The sequence below is a fragment of the Gottfriedia sp. NPDC057991 genome, from assembly GCF_042886615.1.
GTDB lineage: Bacteria > Bacillota > Bacilli > Bacillales > Bacillaceae_G > Gottfriedia.
The window spans coordinates 449,919-465,424 of the sequence record NZ_JBHVQN010000005.1 but is presented as its reverse complement, the minus strand read 5'-3'; the positions used below and the strand labels follow the sequence as shown (position 1 = coordinate 465,424).

Below are 15,506 nucleotides of genomic sequence, written 5' to 3'. Positions count from 1 at the left end.
GTATATTTGATTGGAAAAGGAATGGTGCCTTATTCCATGGCGGTAAGGCAAATTATGTTTAGGTTAGCTTTTTCGGGAGGAACCCTTCAGTTTAGGAAAATTTAAAATTTATAGTTTCTTTCAAACTTCAAATCAAATCAACCTTCAATATAATGTAAATATCGACAGAAAGAGGTCTATTTAGATAGTAAAAAACCAAATCCCTCAAAGATTTGGTCTAGTTAGTTTTCACTCTATATTAGCTTGCATATATTTGATAAAGTTTTTTGAAACTTGAGTAAGGGGCTTGCTTGCAAGAGAAACAGACCAAAATTCATCACTTATAAAAGTTGGAGTTTTTAAAGGGATGGTCCTAATTTTTCCTGATAAAGTATCAGGATGGTTTTTAAACGTTAGATCACGGACCAGAGTAATCCCTAAATTATTTTTTACGGCATCTCTAATACTATCGGTATTATTTGTAACGAATAAGATTTTCATATTGTCAAAAATATTGCGACTGTGTTCTATTAAAGAATTACTGTTATATAGAACAAAATTTTCATGAATCAAGTCTTCTGGCGTAACTTCTTGAAGCTTATTTAAGGGAGATTTGTCGCCGACGAGTACGCAGTATTTTGTTGTAGTCATCAGTTCGTATCGTAAATCTTTGTTTTCATTTAGTCTTTTTTCATTTGAAAATAAAAAAGCAATATCAGGTTGAACAGTTGGAATTAGGTCTAGAATCTGTGCAGGATCATATTCATAAACTTGCACATCAATTATTGGAAAATCTTTTTTGAAGTTTATGATTGAGTCATTAATCATGTATATTAATCCGGGAACAGTTGCAATTTTTATTTGAGTTTGAAGAGCATTCTTTTGAATTGAAATCTTATCCTCTAAAACTTCAAATTCATTTAAGACTTTTTGTGCCTGTTTAATGACTTCTTTTCCAGCTTCAGTAGGTACTGTTTTCATCTTTAAGCGGAAGAATAGTTTTAAATCTAATTTCTTTTCTAATTCCTTCAGAGCCTGGCTTACAGCTGAGGCAGATATATGTAAGTTTTTAGCTGCTTTTGTAATAGATTCCTCTTTCGATATTTCTACTATATATTTTAAATGCTCGATATTCATTTTGTACCTCCTTTAATACTGTATGTTTTTAAATATATTAAATTATTAAATAGTATTTTAGTACTGGAAATATTGACCATTGGCCTAAAAGGGAATTTGTTATTTTGATATATTTTCTTAAGAAGTGTGTAATTAAGTATTCCTTAATAGGTAATAAATAAAAACGCGTTTTACAAGATAAAAATAAATAACTAAAATATAGTGTATACAATATAAGAAAGAGATTGGTTGTTATTTTCTGAAATTTTTGAATAATGATATATAATTTGAAAGTGATAGTTCTATAGTCAAATCAATAAGAGAAATGCGCTTAATTTATATTCTATAATAATATTTTTGCGTTATTATTGGTATTCAAAATTGCAGTGTAATAATAACTGTGTCCAATCCACTTAATTAAGGTCAATTTTAAGTATAAACTACAAAATCATAACCTCGTGTAGTTAGACAGCATCTTAGTACTTCAATATACTTCATTCCAGTTAACAATCATTAGATGCTGTAAGCCATAGATAAAGTGGTTTATGGCGTTTTTGCTTTTCATATAGAGATAAAATTTTAAAAATTAGGTGGGGGTGCAACATGAATGATTTTCTACTTTACGAGTTTAACAAGCTGATGAAGGTAAATAAATGGAATCTTAAAGAGCTAGCAAGAAAAGCAGATATCCATTATAGCGATATGAGTAGAATCTTTAATAATAAAAAACCACTATCATTGCATTACTTGGATGCAATAACTGAGGCTTTTCAACTCCCTAAAGGATTCTTTTACAAAGGATATGTGAAACTATGTTTTAATGAGAGAAATTTATTAGATAAAAGGAGAAGTGATGCCTTTATTTATGAATGTGCCAAAAATGGTTTTAGGACTGAATTAAACTTTATTTTATCAGTCATGATTGAGGAAAAATTAAAAGCAATCCGTTCTAGATACTTTCAAAATTTATTCCAAATTGCAGAGCAGTTGTTTTTAGAAGGAAAAGAAAAAGAGTCATTACCTCTGTACGAAATAATTATTGAGCACATGCCCAATTCAGGAACTGAAGAAGTAGCAATTAGTTATTTCCGAAAATTTTATATGACCCGTCTAACGAGTGAAGGAAGTTTAGTATTAGTTCGTATTATCGAGTATATTTCCTATATGCCATCCAAATTTCAGGAATTAACAATCTTATGGATTACAGCTACTTACTATATGTTAAAAGATTGGAATGAGGTTTTACATTACGCTAAACGATTAGAAAGAATGGCTAAAACGAAAGACCATGTAGGACGTGCATTAATGTATCAGGCATTCGCACTAACAAGATTAGGTGGCAAATTGGAAGATGTTTTAAACTTGATTGAAAAATATGAAAAGATTAATGCGTATTATGCGGATATTGCTGTTGGAAATCGGTTTGTCGCGCACATAGATTTTGGAAATCTACATGTTATTGATTCATATTTTGATTGGCTTTTAAAACGCGATGATTTTTATGTAGGAATCCCAAGAGTTATTGAAAGCTATGTAAAATTAGGTAGACTAGAAGATGCTGAAAACTTTATTGAAAAGTATGAAGAGCAAATCGTTGAAATGGGCAACTCAACTGATCTATTTAAACAGCATCTTTATTTAGATTACTGTTATTCACTAGGATTGTTAAAATGTGAAGAAGATAAAATAAACGAAGGTCTTGATGAAATATTAAACGTGGCGTTAAAAGTCAAAAATTCGGAGAGTCATGAGAGATTCCAAAAATGTTTATTAGCAATCTGGCATTATCGAGATTTTTTGAGTGAAGAATTAGAAGAAAAATATATTCGAGTTTTAAGTTAAATTAGTAATCTCTTTAATTGGCCTCGGTACTAGATGCTCCACGTGAGCTTATGTTTGAAGATTGGACGAAAGAGGAGCACTTATCAAAGTAGTGGAGACCTAATGGATTTACATCGACTTTTCAAACGTTTGAGATGAAACCCTGAGGTACTTGGGAGTTTATCATGCACGGCCCTGATGGCGTTGATTTTCCAAACACTAATCTTATTGTGGAAGTCGTTCAACTGGAGAGAATCGTCTTCAAACATGATGTATTTCCACATTTTCTAGCGACAGCAATCTTTGAGGAGCTTGATGGTAAGACGAAACTCACATATAGTTCACATTTTGAAGAAAATGTTACTGTATTTGATAAGGTAAAAACATATGCCATTCCAGGTGCTGAACAGACAATGGAATGCCTTGAGAAGCATCTGGTAAGTATGTCTTAATATTACCTGTGAACGATTGATTGTTTTGATATTTACTTTGTTAGAAAATGACCTAAATGAAGAATAAAAAGTAATAGGAGGCGACCATAAACTGTCGCTTTTTTTGTGTTTATCATTAATACCATTAACAATAGTAAAATCGCTAATAAGTGTTTAAAAAACGAATTGATCTCTATAGAGAGTTATTCTGTTTTTTAATAAATGTTTACAGATCGCGTAGCAAGGACCATATCCAACTACTGTTATCCAAATTGAAGAAGGTTTTTTACCATATATAACGAACTCCCAATAATAACCTTTATAAAGATTGGGTGGTAATCATAATAAAGCAAAATGAAATTTCTAGTAGCGACCAAATTAAAAGTTGTATAATCGAGCAACTTCAGAAAGCCGGTTGCGTTTTTGCAGAAGAAGAGGCGCAGATTCTTATTTCTGAAGCGGATACTTTGGAAGAACTTTTAACAATGGTAAAGCTTCGAGTAACTGGCTCACCATTAGAATATATCCTAGGTTGGGCAGAGTTTTATGGTAATAGGATTGCAGTAGTCCCAGGTGTCTTTGTTCCTCGCCGTCGAACAGAGTTTCTTGCTCAAAAGGCGATTGACTTAGCTATACCTGGTGTCAAAGTGGTCGATCTATGTTGTGGTTCTGGTGCAGTAGGTGTAGCGATTTCCAAGGCAGTGGGGTTGGTTACGTTGTATGCCGTCGATATTGATCCTACTGCAGTCCAGTGTGCCAAGTGCAATGTTTCTAGACTTGGGGGCCTTGTATATGAAGGTGATCTTTATAATCCATTGCCAACTCAATTACTCGGGAATGTTGATATTATAGTGGCGAACGCACCATATGTTCCAACTGAGGCAATAAAGTCTCTCCCTCAGGAGGCACGTCTTTATGAGCCAAAAGTGGCACTTGATGGTGGTAAGGATGGAAATGATATTCATCGGAAAGTGGCAGAGAATGCTTATTTTTGGTTAGCTTCAGGCGGGCGTTTATTAATAGAGACGAGCAAAATTCAGGCTTCTCAAACAGTTGAAATCTTTACTCAATGTGGACTAATAGCTGAGCTAGCACACAATAATGAATTAGACGCTACAGTCGTAATTGGTACAAAACCGCCATTATAGAATTAATTTTAAAAAAAACAACCAGTGAAGCCCCGTTATGGGTTACTCTGGTTGTTTTTAGTAGCCAAATTTATTTTTTGTTCGACTTTTTTGCTAAATTCTGTAGTTCACTTTGAGGCTCAGTTGAAAATTCAACGTCTTTTCCGTATCCTTGTGGATTAACACTTGGAGCTTTTTGTCCTCTTCCAGATGATTTTTTACTCATGTGCTTCACCTCCAAGGATAGTGTTTCCGAAGACAGTAGATTTATGAGCTAGTACATTCTATATAGAAAGATTTTTCTCTTTTTCTAAGTTAGATGATGTTCTATTTTGAGATAATATGGGGTCTAAAAACTTTTTTGTAAGTGGCATAAAGTAATTAAGTATTAACCCACCAAAACAAACGGTTAGTATCGTTCCAATGCCGATTGGTCCATTTGAAATTAATGCAGCTATTAAGAAAATGAGATAAATGACTGTTTTCGAAAAAAAGATATTTGTTCTAGTTAATTCCTGTAGGATTAAAGTTAATCGGTCCACTGGAATTGGTGCAAAGTTGGTGTGTAAATAGGTTGCAGTTCCGAGTCCCGAAATAACTAATCCGATGCTATAACAAGCTACTTTGCTATACCAAATTTCAGGTGTTACGAAATTGTGTAATAAATAAAGCCACATATCAATACCGATACCCGTAATAAAGGCAGTTACTAATCCTAAAAATTCTGGTCTTTGTCTTTTTATAAAAGAATTTATACATATTAGTAGTAAAGCAATGATTATTTCCCAACTACCTACAGTCAGCCCCACATTTTTGGATAACCCTACTAGAAGCGCATCAAAAGGTGAAGTTCCAAGGTTAGATTGTATATTGATTGAAATACCCAAGGTTAATATTAAAATTCCTAATACGTAAAAAACATATTTCACTTTAATTAATCGCTTTATCATTAGTTATTTCTTTTAGCATTAGAATATGAGGGATCCCGTCTTCTATAAAGACATCAGAGGAAGTTCGATAACCAAGTTTTTTATAAAAACCTTCTGCATGTGTTTGACCATGCAATTTTACTTTCGAAGCTCCTTGTTCTTCCGCGATTTCTTCTAAAGCTTTAATAATGTTTTTGCCAAGACCGAATTTTCGGAAAGACTCCAGGATACAGATTCTTTCCAATTTACCTACTCCATCAACAAACCTAATTCTTCCCGTTCCGACTGGTTGTTCATTGTAATGAATTAATATGTGTTTGCAATCTCCATTTAATTTATCGTATTGATCAAATTCATCTTCTAGAGGTACACCTTGTTCTTTCACAAATATATCTTTCCTTATTGCAAATGCTATTTTTAGCTCGTCTTCATTCATTACTTTTTTTGTATTCATCATTTTTATCAGTCCCTTTTCATTAAAATTTTTTGTTGTTTTATTGCAAATGCAACATAAATAAGTTAAATTCAATATATATCATTTTTATTGCATTTACAACAAAATTAAAACTAAGGAGTTCATTATGAAGGAAATTCTTCGTGAAATTGGAATGATCGCAAGGGCTCTAGATTCAATCAGTAATATTGAATTTAAAGAGCATGACCTCACAAAAGGGCAGTATTTATATCTAGTGCGAATAGTTGAAAATCCAGGAATCATTCAAGAAAAATTGGCTGAGATGATAAAAGTAGATCGAACTACAGCAGCACGTGCTATAAAAAAACTTGAAATGAATGGATTTATTGAAAAGAAAGAGGATAAAGAGAACAAAAAAATAAAAAAACTCTTTGCAACTGAAAAAGGGGAAAATGTTTATCCATTTATAAAAAGAGAAAACGATTATTCTAATATCGTTGCACTAGAGGGGTTGTCCGAAATAGAAGTTGAAACCATTTTTAATCTCCTTCAAAAGGTAAGAAAAAATGTAGAAATAGACTGGGAATATGTAAAAAAGGGAAACAAGAGAAATTATTGATTAGATAAGAGGAGAGACGTATTTATATGACGATCAATATAACAAAATGCAGCTCTAAGGATTCGCACAAACTTCAACAAATCGGTTATGAAACGTTTAATGAGACATTTAAGCATCAAAATACACTAGAAAATATGAATGCCTATTTAGAAAGAGCGTTTAATTTAAATCAAATAGAAGAAGAATTGTTAAATCAGTCTTCGCAATTCTTTTTCATTTATTTTAATCAAACCGTCGCTGGATATTTAAAGATTAATACAGATGATGCCCAATCTGAAGAAATGGGTGATGAATCACTTGAAATTGAGAGGATTTATATAAAGAAAGAATTTCAAAAACACGGGCTTGGTAAAGTTCTGTTTAATAAAGCCATAGAAATTGCGGAGGAACTTAATAAAAAGAAAATCTGGCTAGGCGTATGGGAAAAAAACGAAAATGCAATCGCATTTTATAAAAAAATGGGATTTGATCACACTGGGTCACACTCATTTTATATGGGTGATGAAGAACAAATAGACTTTATCATGACTAAAACACTTGTATAATATGTTTATTTGTTATTGTTCACATTAAAATAATCTCTCATCTAAAGATTAAAGGTAAAGACACAAAGGAGAGAACGATGGAAATTCCGATTAGACAAGTAAATAAGGAAGATGTTTGGGAACTAAGACATAAAGTTATGTGGGCAGATCAGCCTTTTGATTATATAAAATTGAAAGATGATGATTTAGGGGTTCATTATGGCCTTTTTAAAGGATTTACTTTAATTTCAGTCATTTCTATTTTTATAACGAACGGAGAATGTCAGTTCCGTAAATTTGCAACTCTTCAACAAGAACAAGGTAAAGGGTATGGGAGTATGCTTTTAGATTACGTTATAAAGGAAGTTCAGAATAATGGCGTGAAGAAAATTTGGTGTAATGCTAGGAAGAATAAAGTGAATTTTTATAAAAAATTTGGTTTGGAAGAAACCAATACCAGTTTTATAAAAGATGGTAAAGACTACGTTATTATGAGAAATATTTATAGTAGATAAGTCTAATATTTGTAAAAAAGTTGACAATGATACTGATAATCATTATCATTTATTGTATGATAACTTTCAATACAAATAACCCCGGTATTGATAAATAGTGTCATAAAACCTTATGTATAATTCCCCACCCCTTTTTATCCAGAAAAAAGCTTGATTAGTCACCAAGCTTTTTTTGGTATATATTTGGTGTCCTTTAAGGGGGAATGAAAAGAGCGTTCAATTTGGATAGTTAATCTAAATTTGTAAAGAATAAAATTATCATAATTCAATAATAAAATGGAGTAAGTAAACCACTTGAAAACTTTAATATTTTGTTCAATTATTTTTTTTCCTATTATTATGAATGGATTAACTAGATTTAATCGAATATTTAACACAATCTTTAATTTGATCGCCATCATTTCTTATGTAGTTTTTGGGGGTATTTCAGCAATATCAATTTATGAGATTATAAAACATGATGTTGTTTTTATGACAAGTATTCATGCTGTATTTCTTAATATTTATTTTTTAATTTCTGGCTCTTACTTAGGGATATACGGCCTATATCTATTGATTAATCTGATGTTGAAACAGCTTAATCAAACTAATAAGTAATTTACAAAGATTGGTCCAATGAAAAACACCACAACGCATCTTTTCCGGTATTTCATGCATTGTGGTGCTTTTATTATGTTTATTTTTCTATTTGCATTTCTTGTTTTGAATCATACTGTTTTTTTGAAAGTTCACCTGGCCAATATGCAAATCTACCTAATACTGAAGTAATTGCTGGAACTAAAAGTGGACGAACGATGAATGTATCAATTAATACTCCAACACAAGTAACAATACCAAATTGTACTAATACTTGAATTGGTAGTGTTGCTAACACTAGGAATGTACCGGCCAAGATTAATCCAGCAGATGAAATAACAGCCCCAGTTTTTGCGACTCCATTTGAAATTGCTTCGCGATGAGTTTGTTTCTTTTTATTTTTCCATATTTCGGAAACCATGAATATATTATAATCTTCACCCAATGCTACTAAAAATACAAAGGAATATAAAGGAATCGAACCTTGTATCGCGCTAGCCCCAAATCCGTAGTGAAGAATTAGCCAGCCAGCACCTAATGCTGAAAGATAAGATAATATGACGGTTAGAATTAAGTAAATCATAGCTGTAAATGAACGTAAATAAGATAACAGTAATAATGCAATTAAGCCAATCATTACCGGAATGATAATGGATTCATCACGCTCAGTTATATTTTTTGTATCTAAATTCGTAACTGTTTCTCCACCAATCCAGTAATGCTTATTTATTTTTTGAATATCATATTCGTTTAATAGTTTCTTTATTTTCTTTTCTAGTTGAGGTATTCGCTCTAATCCTTTAATAGAATATGGATTATCGAGTAAAGAAACTTCATATAATTGTAATTTTTTATTATCCTTACCTGTAATAGGATCAGACACATCTTTTACGAAGGAAAGTGATTCTAATTCTTTTTTTACAGGAATATTTTTATTTTCTGTATCGATTATTACTTTAACAGGAGCTAATAAACCTGATGAATAATGGTCAGATATTAAATCAAAACCTTCTCTTGAAGGCATATCTTTAGGAAATGATTGAAGTAAATCGTATGTGTATTGTACTCGAGGTACAAATAGAGCTAGACCTCCTAAGAGTATGATAGAGACAAAAATAATCGTCCAAGGTTTATGAGTAACTAGTTTTCCTATTTTTTGATTAAATGTTACTTTGATTTTTGTTTTCTTAATTGATTTTCCTTTTTTCTTAGCTCTTAATGCTTCCATTTCTTCTGTTCTTGGGATAAAAGGAAAAAATGAAACTCTACCAAAAATAGAAAGTAAGGCAGGTAGGATTGTGATCGCAGCAATACCCATAATAAGAACTGCCAAACTAAATGGTACTGCGAACCGATGGAAAGCACCATATTGAGCTAATAAGAGTGTACCTAATCCAATAACGACCGTTAAAGCACTCATCGAAATGGCCCCACTAGATTCTTTGATCGCGAGCTGAAGTGCTTTATATTTGTTTTCTTCAAAAAGTAGATATTCACGATATCTAGATATTAAAAATAAACAATAATCAGTACCTGCACCAAATAATAAAACGGTCATAATCGAAACAGCTTGAGAATCTACCGTAATAATACCTTTATCGCCTAAGAAACCTAATAATGGGTTTACGATTCCATACGCGAAACCAACGACTATTAACGGGACAATTGCCATAATTGGCGAACGATATAGAAGGATTAAGAAAACTAATACAAGTGATACAGTTGATAATAAAAGTTTAACATCGGCTTGTGAAAATAAACTTACAGCGTCTGTTTGAATACCAACCGGGCCAGAAAAGCGGACTTTTAGACCAGATTCTGTTAATTTTCGTTTTACTGGGTCATCACCAGTATTATTTTTAATTTGTTTTTCTAGTATGTTGATATTTTTTTGTAGTACTTTATCATCTGCTTTTTTGTCAAAAAGAACAGCCGTAATAATTGTTGTACCATCCTCTGAAGAACTTCGTTTAATTGCCTGGATAGGCATTAAATCATATGACGGTGATGTTAGTTGATTTTTTAATGGATTGTTTCGAAGTTCTTTATAAACAGTTTGAATGACTTTGTAGTCGTCTTCATTTAGTCCGTCTTTACGGTTCCAAACAATTAATAAAGGGTTTCCAGAATCAGTTGGAAATTCTTTTTTTATTAACTGATCCGCTTTTTGTGACATGGATTGCTTAGGTAAGTTATCTGCAGTATTGTTTTCTACTTCGTTTACAGATGGAAAAGTAAACGATAATACAACCGTTAATAAAACCCACACCAACAATGTTATCCATCTTGACCGTTTACTACTCACAAATTTGCCCCAAGAATGAAAGGGGTGATGTTTCATATGGAATTCACCTCACGTAAAATTTATTATCTTAATTATATATACTGGTCAGTTAATTATTCAAGAACTTTTATTATGCTATAATGAAGGGGAATTAAAAGGTTAGGAGAGATGCATATTGGAACAAATTAAACGGCCTCTTGGAAGACCACCGCAGGATTCAAAAAAAAAGCCTACAAAAACAACAATCGTTGAAAATGCTATCCAATTGTTTCTTCAAAACGGATATCAATTAGTTTCAATGGATGACGTAGCTAAGAAGTGTGGTGTGACCAAAGCAACGGTTTATTATTATTATCCAACAAAAGCAGATCTCTTTACGGATGCAATGGTTCAAATGATGCTTCGAATAAGTGATCGTATTGCTGAGATATTATCTACGGATAGATCATTAAAAGAAAATCTCAACGAAATGGTTAAAATCCATTTAAGAGCAACTTTTGAAATTGATTTAAAAGCTTTTACGAAAGAAGCGAAAGTCTCTTTATCTGATGAGCAATTACAACAGATGAATAACGCGGAAGAAATGATGTATAACGTGATCGAAAAAGCAATGACAACGGCAATAGAGAATGGAGAAATACCTAAAGGTAATTCAAAATTCTATACCCAATTGTTCTTTGCAATTCTATCGATTGGAAATTATAAGGATACAGATCAAAATTCAATTTTTTCTACAATAGATGAAATGGCAGCACAAATCATAGATTTCTTTTGGAATGGAATAATGGGTAAAAAATAAAAGAAGATTTACTTTTTGAGTAGATCTTCTTTTTTGCGTGTTAAATAAAACATGAAACATTTAAGATGATGAAAAATAACTTAGACTTACTCATAAAGTTTCATGAGTAAGTTCAAAAGGAAGAAGAAGAAAAAACCTTACTCATAACGTGTTCATGAGTAAGTAAAAGAGCAAGGGAATGAAAAATTTTCCTCATAAAAGGTTCATGAGGAAATGTTTTAGAATAGGAAGTTCGGTGTATTTTTACAGTAATCTTTTAATGTCCTTAAAGATAAGCAGGAATTTAACAGAACAAGTTGAATTAAGTACTACAACTGGTAAATAATACAAAAAAAACACATTGTGTACGTATAAATTCAGCTTTATTTTTAAAATAATTTTCTACTAGGCTTTCACTTTGATTCCTTAAAAAAAGTTTAAAAGCAAGGCTTAGGATGAAACGAATTATATACCTAAATCTGCTGTCCAAAAATTTAAACTTTGAGGTGTCAACATTGAAGGATATTTTACTAATCTTATTATTGCAATTGATTTATGTACCTATTTTAACATTAAGAACTATTTTTCTAGTTAAAGGGCTGAGTATGGCTGCTGCGTTTTTCGGCTTTGTAGAAGCAATTATTTACGTATTTGGATTATCGCTTGTTTTTTCCGGAGATCAAAGTACTGTATCAATGGTTGTTTATGCTGTCGGATTTGGGATAGGTATTCTAATTGGCAGTTACGTAGAAAACCGCTTAGCAATTGGCTACACGACACTAGTAGTTAATTTGACGAACAAAAATAAACTACTAATTAATCGACTTCGCGAGGAAGGATTCGGAGTGACAGTGTTCCAAGGCGAAGGAAGGGACAGCGAGCGATATCATTTAGATATATTGACAAAACGTAATAGAGAACCTGAACTAATGGATCTTATTGAGCAGTATGAACCAAGTGCCTTTATTATTTCATATGAAGCGAGAAGATTTAAAGGTGGATTTTTATTAAACGCAATGAAGAAAGCAAAACATAAGAAATCGAACGTATTTTAGACACTAAATAGTAATAAAAAAAATCAGAGAAACTGGTGTATAGTTTCTCTGATTTTTTTATTTAATGATTTAAAGGATGAATTGGCTGTCAATTAAGAATGTTATCTATTTAAACTAAAATAAATGTTACGAAAGATAGAAGAATGGATGTAATGATTATGGCGATTAGAGGGCGTAATGATTTTGTACGTAATTCTTTTAGGTTAATATTTAATCCTAAGCCAGTCATAGACATTGTTAAGATAAATGATGTAAAAGCAGCAATGTCTGACATGAAATTTTTAGATACTGGAACTTCTTTTCCAAGGACATAACTCCCTACAAAACTCATAATTACAAATCCAATTAAAAACCATGGAAACTCCAATTTTGCTTCTCCATCTAATTTTCCTTTCTTTTTCATCCAGAATAAAAGGATAAAACAAACCGGAATTAGTAGAAAAACACGAGAAAGTTTGGCAAGCAATGCATGAGCGAGAGCATCTTGACCTGCAGGTGCAGCTGCTAAAGCAACATGAGCAATCTCGTGAAGACTTATTCCAGCCCAAGCTCCATATTCAGTTGGACTAATCGGTAATAAAGGATAGATTAGAGTATAAATGATGGAAAAAATTGTGCCAACTAATGCAATGATACCGACGGCCATAGCTGTGTCTTCATCTTTAGATTTAATGATTGGAGATACTGCAGCGATTGCAGCGGCGCCACAAATGCCTGTTCCAATACTTAATAATAAGGACAGATTAAAGTCTGCTTTAAGCCATTTTGCTATAAGCAAAAGAACAACAATCGAAAATATAATGGTTCCAGCCCCTTTTAGTAATAAAGGCAAACCATCATTAAAAATGACAATGATATTTAGTTTTAATCCGTACAGTATGATGGCAAATCTTAAAAGTCTTTTTGAAGAAAATTGAATTCCTGCGCGCAATTTTTCAGGATAACCAAAAAATTGTCTATACACTAAAGCAAGTAAAATGGCACATGCAAGTGGTCCAACGTGATCGAACCCTGGTAACTTTGCCATCAGAAAACCTAAAACAGCTATGATGAATGTAAAAGCTAATCCGTAGATCATCGATACATTTAACAGTTTAGTTGGCTTTTTTTGTTGCTCTGGTTTTGAATTAATTATTGCCTTTTGTTCCATCTTGTCCATCTCCTCGTGGCGTTCTATATTATTATCGTATCGAATCATTTATCATAAGGAAAATAAATTATTATTATAGTTATGATAAGTAAATACGATAGTTAGAAGAAAAGGATATAAATTGAACAGAGCTTTTTTAAGTATGGACTTTGTTTTTTTATTTTGAAAGAAGTGAAGGTGGGTGGGTTATATTGAATCTTGATGATAATAACATTGTAAGTGCAGCATGGTTGATTGGTTTAGCAATACTATGTTAAGTCGAACAGGGATTTTCAATTCGTAGAAGCTGTATAATCTATTTAAAAGAAATGGTAAGCAAATTCAACGACGAATTGCTTACCATTTTAGTTTATAATCAAGATTCGTTTTTTAATTATCTTAATGAAGATAATCAAATGTATTTTTTGCTAATAATAAGAAGGTTACTGTAATAAAAAGGACGCGAACGTAGCCGCTACCTTTCTTAATCGCAAATTTTGATCCACAAATGGCACCAGCTATTTGTGCAAATCCCATAGCTAATCCATATGCATAATGAATTTGTCCTAAATACATAAACATTAATAATGCAGCTATATTACTTCCAAAATTTAAAAACTTTGCATTCCCTGCCGCCTTTAAAAAATCAAATCCCATCATTAAAAAAGCGAATATTAAGAATGAACCTGTTCCAGGACCAATAAATCCATCGTAAAAACCAATTCCAAAAATTAAAAGCATAAATAGAATAATACGAGTGGCTGACAGCTTTTTATTAGAAGTAGTATCTCCCCAGTTTTTCTTAAAAATTGTATAAACTGCAACAGCAGCAAGCATCACGAGCATAAGAGGCTTAAGAATAGTAGGGTCAATTAAATGAACTGTCCAAGCTCCCAAAATCGAACCAATAAAGGTGAGTGGGAATAACTTATAGACAGATTTCAAATCAAGCTTTCCAGAACGATAGAACATGATTGTGCTCGTTAAAGAGCCGATTGACCCAGCTAATTTGTTCGTTGCGACAGCAGCTGCTGGAGATAGACCAGTAAATAATAATACTGGTAAAGTGATTAGCCCACCGCCTCCAACTACAGAATCTATAAAAGCAGCTAAAAATCCAAATACAATTAAAGTTAATAATAATGACGGATCAATATGGAATATCATCGAATCTACCTTTCTTTTATTTACTAATTTGATAGTAGTTAAAATAGGAAACAATGTAAATCATTAATTTAGTAATATAAGAATATTTTTATAATAACCACAATAAAAAGCAATAATGACAATATTTTCATTCGCTTGATTACTTACTGCAGAAATAATCATGAGTTTTTAGTTTTGCTTGTACCACTTCCTAAAATTTTGCATATATTGAAATGTGATAATTTAATGAGGGGGTGTGTATGGATTGAATTTCGAACAATCAAATACTACTACTGAAATAAGACAAGCTAAAGAAAAATACTTTGAAAAAAACATCAATCGTTTAACGCAAGAAATTGTTACAAAGATCGAAATGAAGATGGCACTTGAAGAACTAAAAGTTAAACGTATTATCCGATTTGATGGTCTAGAAAATGATGAAGTTATTAAACAAGTACAAAATGATTTAACAAAAATATTGGAAGATGCAATTAAAGATATTCAATTAAAAATGAATGAAATTGAGCTTTATTTTAATTCATTAGATGAAATAAAAGGCAATTCAACAAGGAAAAACGATTTCAATAAATAAAAAAGAGTGAGAAACACTAGGTTTCTTCACTCTATTTTTTTTTGACAATGTTTGAGGTGGATTCATTGTGGGAAATTACTTATTTATTGTTAATGTTGATATTAATAATAATTTGTTTATCACAATGAGATGATGATTGACCAGTTTGTATAGCACGTAATATTTTAGCAATTACATCTGTGCAGCAATCACATTTCCTGTGTTCACAGCTGTCACACTCATGTTCTTCACAGCAGTCACATTCATGGTCTTCGCAGCAGTCACATTCATGGTCTTCATAGCAATCACATTCATGATCTTCACAGCAATCGCATTCATGGTCTTCACAACAGTCACATTCATGGTCTTCACAGCAATCACATTTGTGCCCGTCGGAATGTTTTCGATTTTTCTTATCTGTTTTGCAAAAACAATCAATATTAATATTCACCTTAATACAGCAATCACATTTCTTGTGCTCATGACAATCC

16 protein-coding genes and 1 pseudogene are annotated in these 15,506 nt (G+C 32.0%); 9 read left to right on the top strand and 8 right to left on the bottom strand.

Annotation, left to right across the window (positions count from 1 at the left end; translation table 11 throughout):
• Window positions 1-228 precede the first annotated feature (228 nt).
• Complete coding sequence (locus tag ACFVR2_RS18715; RefSeq protein WP_387365032.1) at window positions 229-1,116, bottom strand: LysR family transcriptional regulator; 888 nt, start codon at window positions 1,114-1,116, stop codon at window positions 229-231.
• Window positions 1,117-1,698: 582 nt separating this feature from the next.
• On the opposite strand from ACFVR2_RS18715, the gene ACFVR2_RS18710 reads away from it, so the two are divergent.
• From ACFVR2_RS18710 to ACFVR2_RS18700, 3 genes and pseudogenes are all read left to right on the top strand, one after another.
• A complete protein-coding gene (locus ACFVR2_RS18710; protein WP_387365029.1) occupies window positions 1,699-2,937 on the top strand; it encodes a helix-turn-helix domain-containing protein in 1,239 nt (412 codons plus the stop codon).
• Window positions 2,938-2,954: 17 nt separating this feature from the next.
• Window positions 2,955-3,368 (top strand): annotated as a pseudogene (locus ACFVR2_RS18705) (SRPBCC domain-containing protein).
• 311 nt (window positions 3,369-3,679) lie between these two features.
• Window positions 3,680-4,495 carry a putative protein N(5)-glutamine methyltransferase gene (locus ACFVR2_RS18700; RefSeq protein ID WP_387365026.1) on the top strand — a complete coding sequence of 272 codons (816 nt, stop codon included), beginning with the start codon at window positions 3,680-3,682 and terminating at the stop codon, window positions 4,493-4,495.
• A gap of 70 nt (window positions 4,496-4,565) precedes the next feature.
• Here the strand turns inward: ACFVR2_RS18700 and ACFVR2_RS18695 are convergent, their stop codons facing one another.
• From ACFVR2_RS18695 to ACFVR2_RS18685, 3 genes are read right to left on the bottom strand one after another with little or no spacing between them, the layout of a single operon-like run.
• Window positions 4,566-4,700, bottom strand: a complete 135-nt coding sequence (locus ACFVR2_RS18695; RefSeq protein WP_056467807.1) for a hypothetical protein — start codon at window positions 4,698-4,700, stop codon at window positions 4,566-4,568.
• A gap of 58 nt (window positions 4,701-4,758) precedes the next feature.
• Entirely contained in the window at window positions 4,759-5,403 is a 645-nt protein-coding gene (locus ACFVR2_RS18690) for a YczE/YyaS/YitT family protein (RefSeq protein WP_387365095.1), read from the bottom strand.
• 1 nt (window position 5,404) lies between these two features.
• Window positions 5,405-5,857, bottom strand: coding sequence for a GNAT family N-acetyltransferase (locus ACFVR2_RS18685; protein WP_387365092.1), 453 nt, complete (start codon window positions 5,855-5,857; stop codon window positions 5,405-5,407).
• Between the two features lie 127 nt (window positions 5,858-5,984).
• Between ACFVR2_RS18685 and ACFVR2_RS18680 the strand changes: the two genes are divergently transcribed.
• From ACFVR2_RS18680 to ACFVR2_RS18670, 3 genes are all read left to right on the top strand, one after another.
• Window positions 5,985-6,437 (top strand): MarR family winged helix-turn-helix transcriptional regulator, encoded by a 453-nt coding sequence (locus ACFVR2_RS18680; protein ID WP_387365023.1) that lies wholly within the window; start codon window positions 5,985-5,987, stop codon window positions 6,435-6,437.
• Window positions 6,438-6,463: 26 nt separating this feature from the next.
• Complete coding sequence (paiA, locus tag ACFVR2_RS18675) at window positions 6,464-6,982, top strand: spermidine/spermine N(1)-acetyltransferase (RefSeq protein WP_387365020.1); 519 nt, start codon at window positions 6,464-6,466, stop codon at window positions 6,980-6,982.
• Between the two features lie 77 nt (window positions 6,983-7,059).
• On the top strand, window positions 7,060-7,476 hold the full coding sequence (locus ACFVR2_RS18670) for a GNAT family N-acetyltransferase (RefSeq protein ID WP_387365017.1): 417 nt from the start codon (window positions 7,060-7,062) through the stop codon (window positions 7,474-7,476).
• Window positions 7,477-8,152: 676 nt separating this feature from the next.
• On the opposite strand, the gene ACFVR2_RS18665 is transcribed toward ACFVR2_RS18670, so the two are convergent.
• Window positions 8,153-10,393 carry an MMPL family transporter gene (locus ACFVR2_RS18665; protein WP_387365014.1) on the bottom strand — a complete coding sequence of 747 codons (2,241 nt, stop codon included), beginning with the start codon at window positions 10,391-10,393 and terminating at the stop codon, window positions 8,153-8,155.
• 118 nt (window positions 10,394-10,511) lie between these two features.
• Here ACFVR2_RS18665 and ACFVR2_RS18660 point away from each other — a divergent pair, with 118 nt between their 5' ends.
• Window positions 10,512-11,135, top strand: coding sequence for a TetR/AcrR family transcriptional regulator (locus ACFVR2_RS18660; RefSeq protein WP_387365011.1), 624 nt, complete (start codon window positions 10,512-10,514; stop codon window positions 11,133-11,135).
• A gap of 494 nt (window positions 11,136-11,629) precedes the next feature.
• Window positions 11,630-12,169, top strand: a complete 540-nt coding sequence (locus ACFVR2_RS18655; protein WP_335410651.1) for a DUF2179 domain-containing protein — start codon at window positions 11,630-11,632, stop codon at window positions 12,167-12,169.
• 109 nt (window positions 12,170-12,278) lie between these two features.
• On the opposite strand, the gene ACFVR2_RS18650 is transcribed toward ACFVR2_RS18655, so the two are convergent.
• A complete protein-coding gene (locus tag ACFVR2_RS18650) occupies window positions 12,279-13,319 on the bottom strand; it encodes a YeiH family protein (RefSeq protein ID WP_387365007.1) in 1,041 nt (346 codons plus the stop codon).
• A 378-nt stretch (window positions 13,320-13,697) separates the two neighbouring features.
• On the bottom strand, window positions 13,698-14,465 hold the full coding sequence (locus tag ACFVR2_RS18645) for a TSUP family transporter (protein ID WP_387365004.1): 768 nt from the start codon (window positions 14,463-14,465) through the stop codon (window positions 13,698-13,700).
• 244 nt (window positions 14,466-14,709) lie between these two features.
• Here ACFVR2_RS18645 and ACFVR2_RS18640 point away from each other — a divergent pair, with 244 nt between their 5' ends.
• The gene (locus ACFVR2_RS18640; RefSeq protein ID WP_387365001.1) at window positions 14,710-15,036 is read left to right on the top strand and encodes a hypothetical protein; all 327 of its coding nucleotides are present in this window, start codon (window positions 14,710-14,712) and stop codon (window positions 15,034-15,036) included.
• A 79-nt stretch (window positions 15,037-15,115) separates the two neighbouring features.
• Here ACFVR2_RS18640 and ACFVR2_RS18635 read toward each other — a convergent pair.
• A partial coding sequence (locus ACFVR2_RS18635; protein WP_387364998.1) for a hypothetical protein occupies window positions 15,116-15,506 on the bottom strand: 391 nt, incomplete at its 5' end.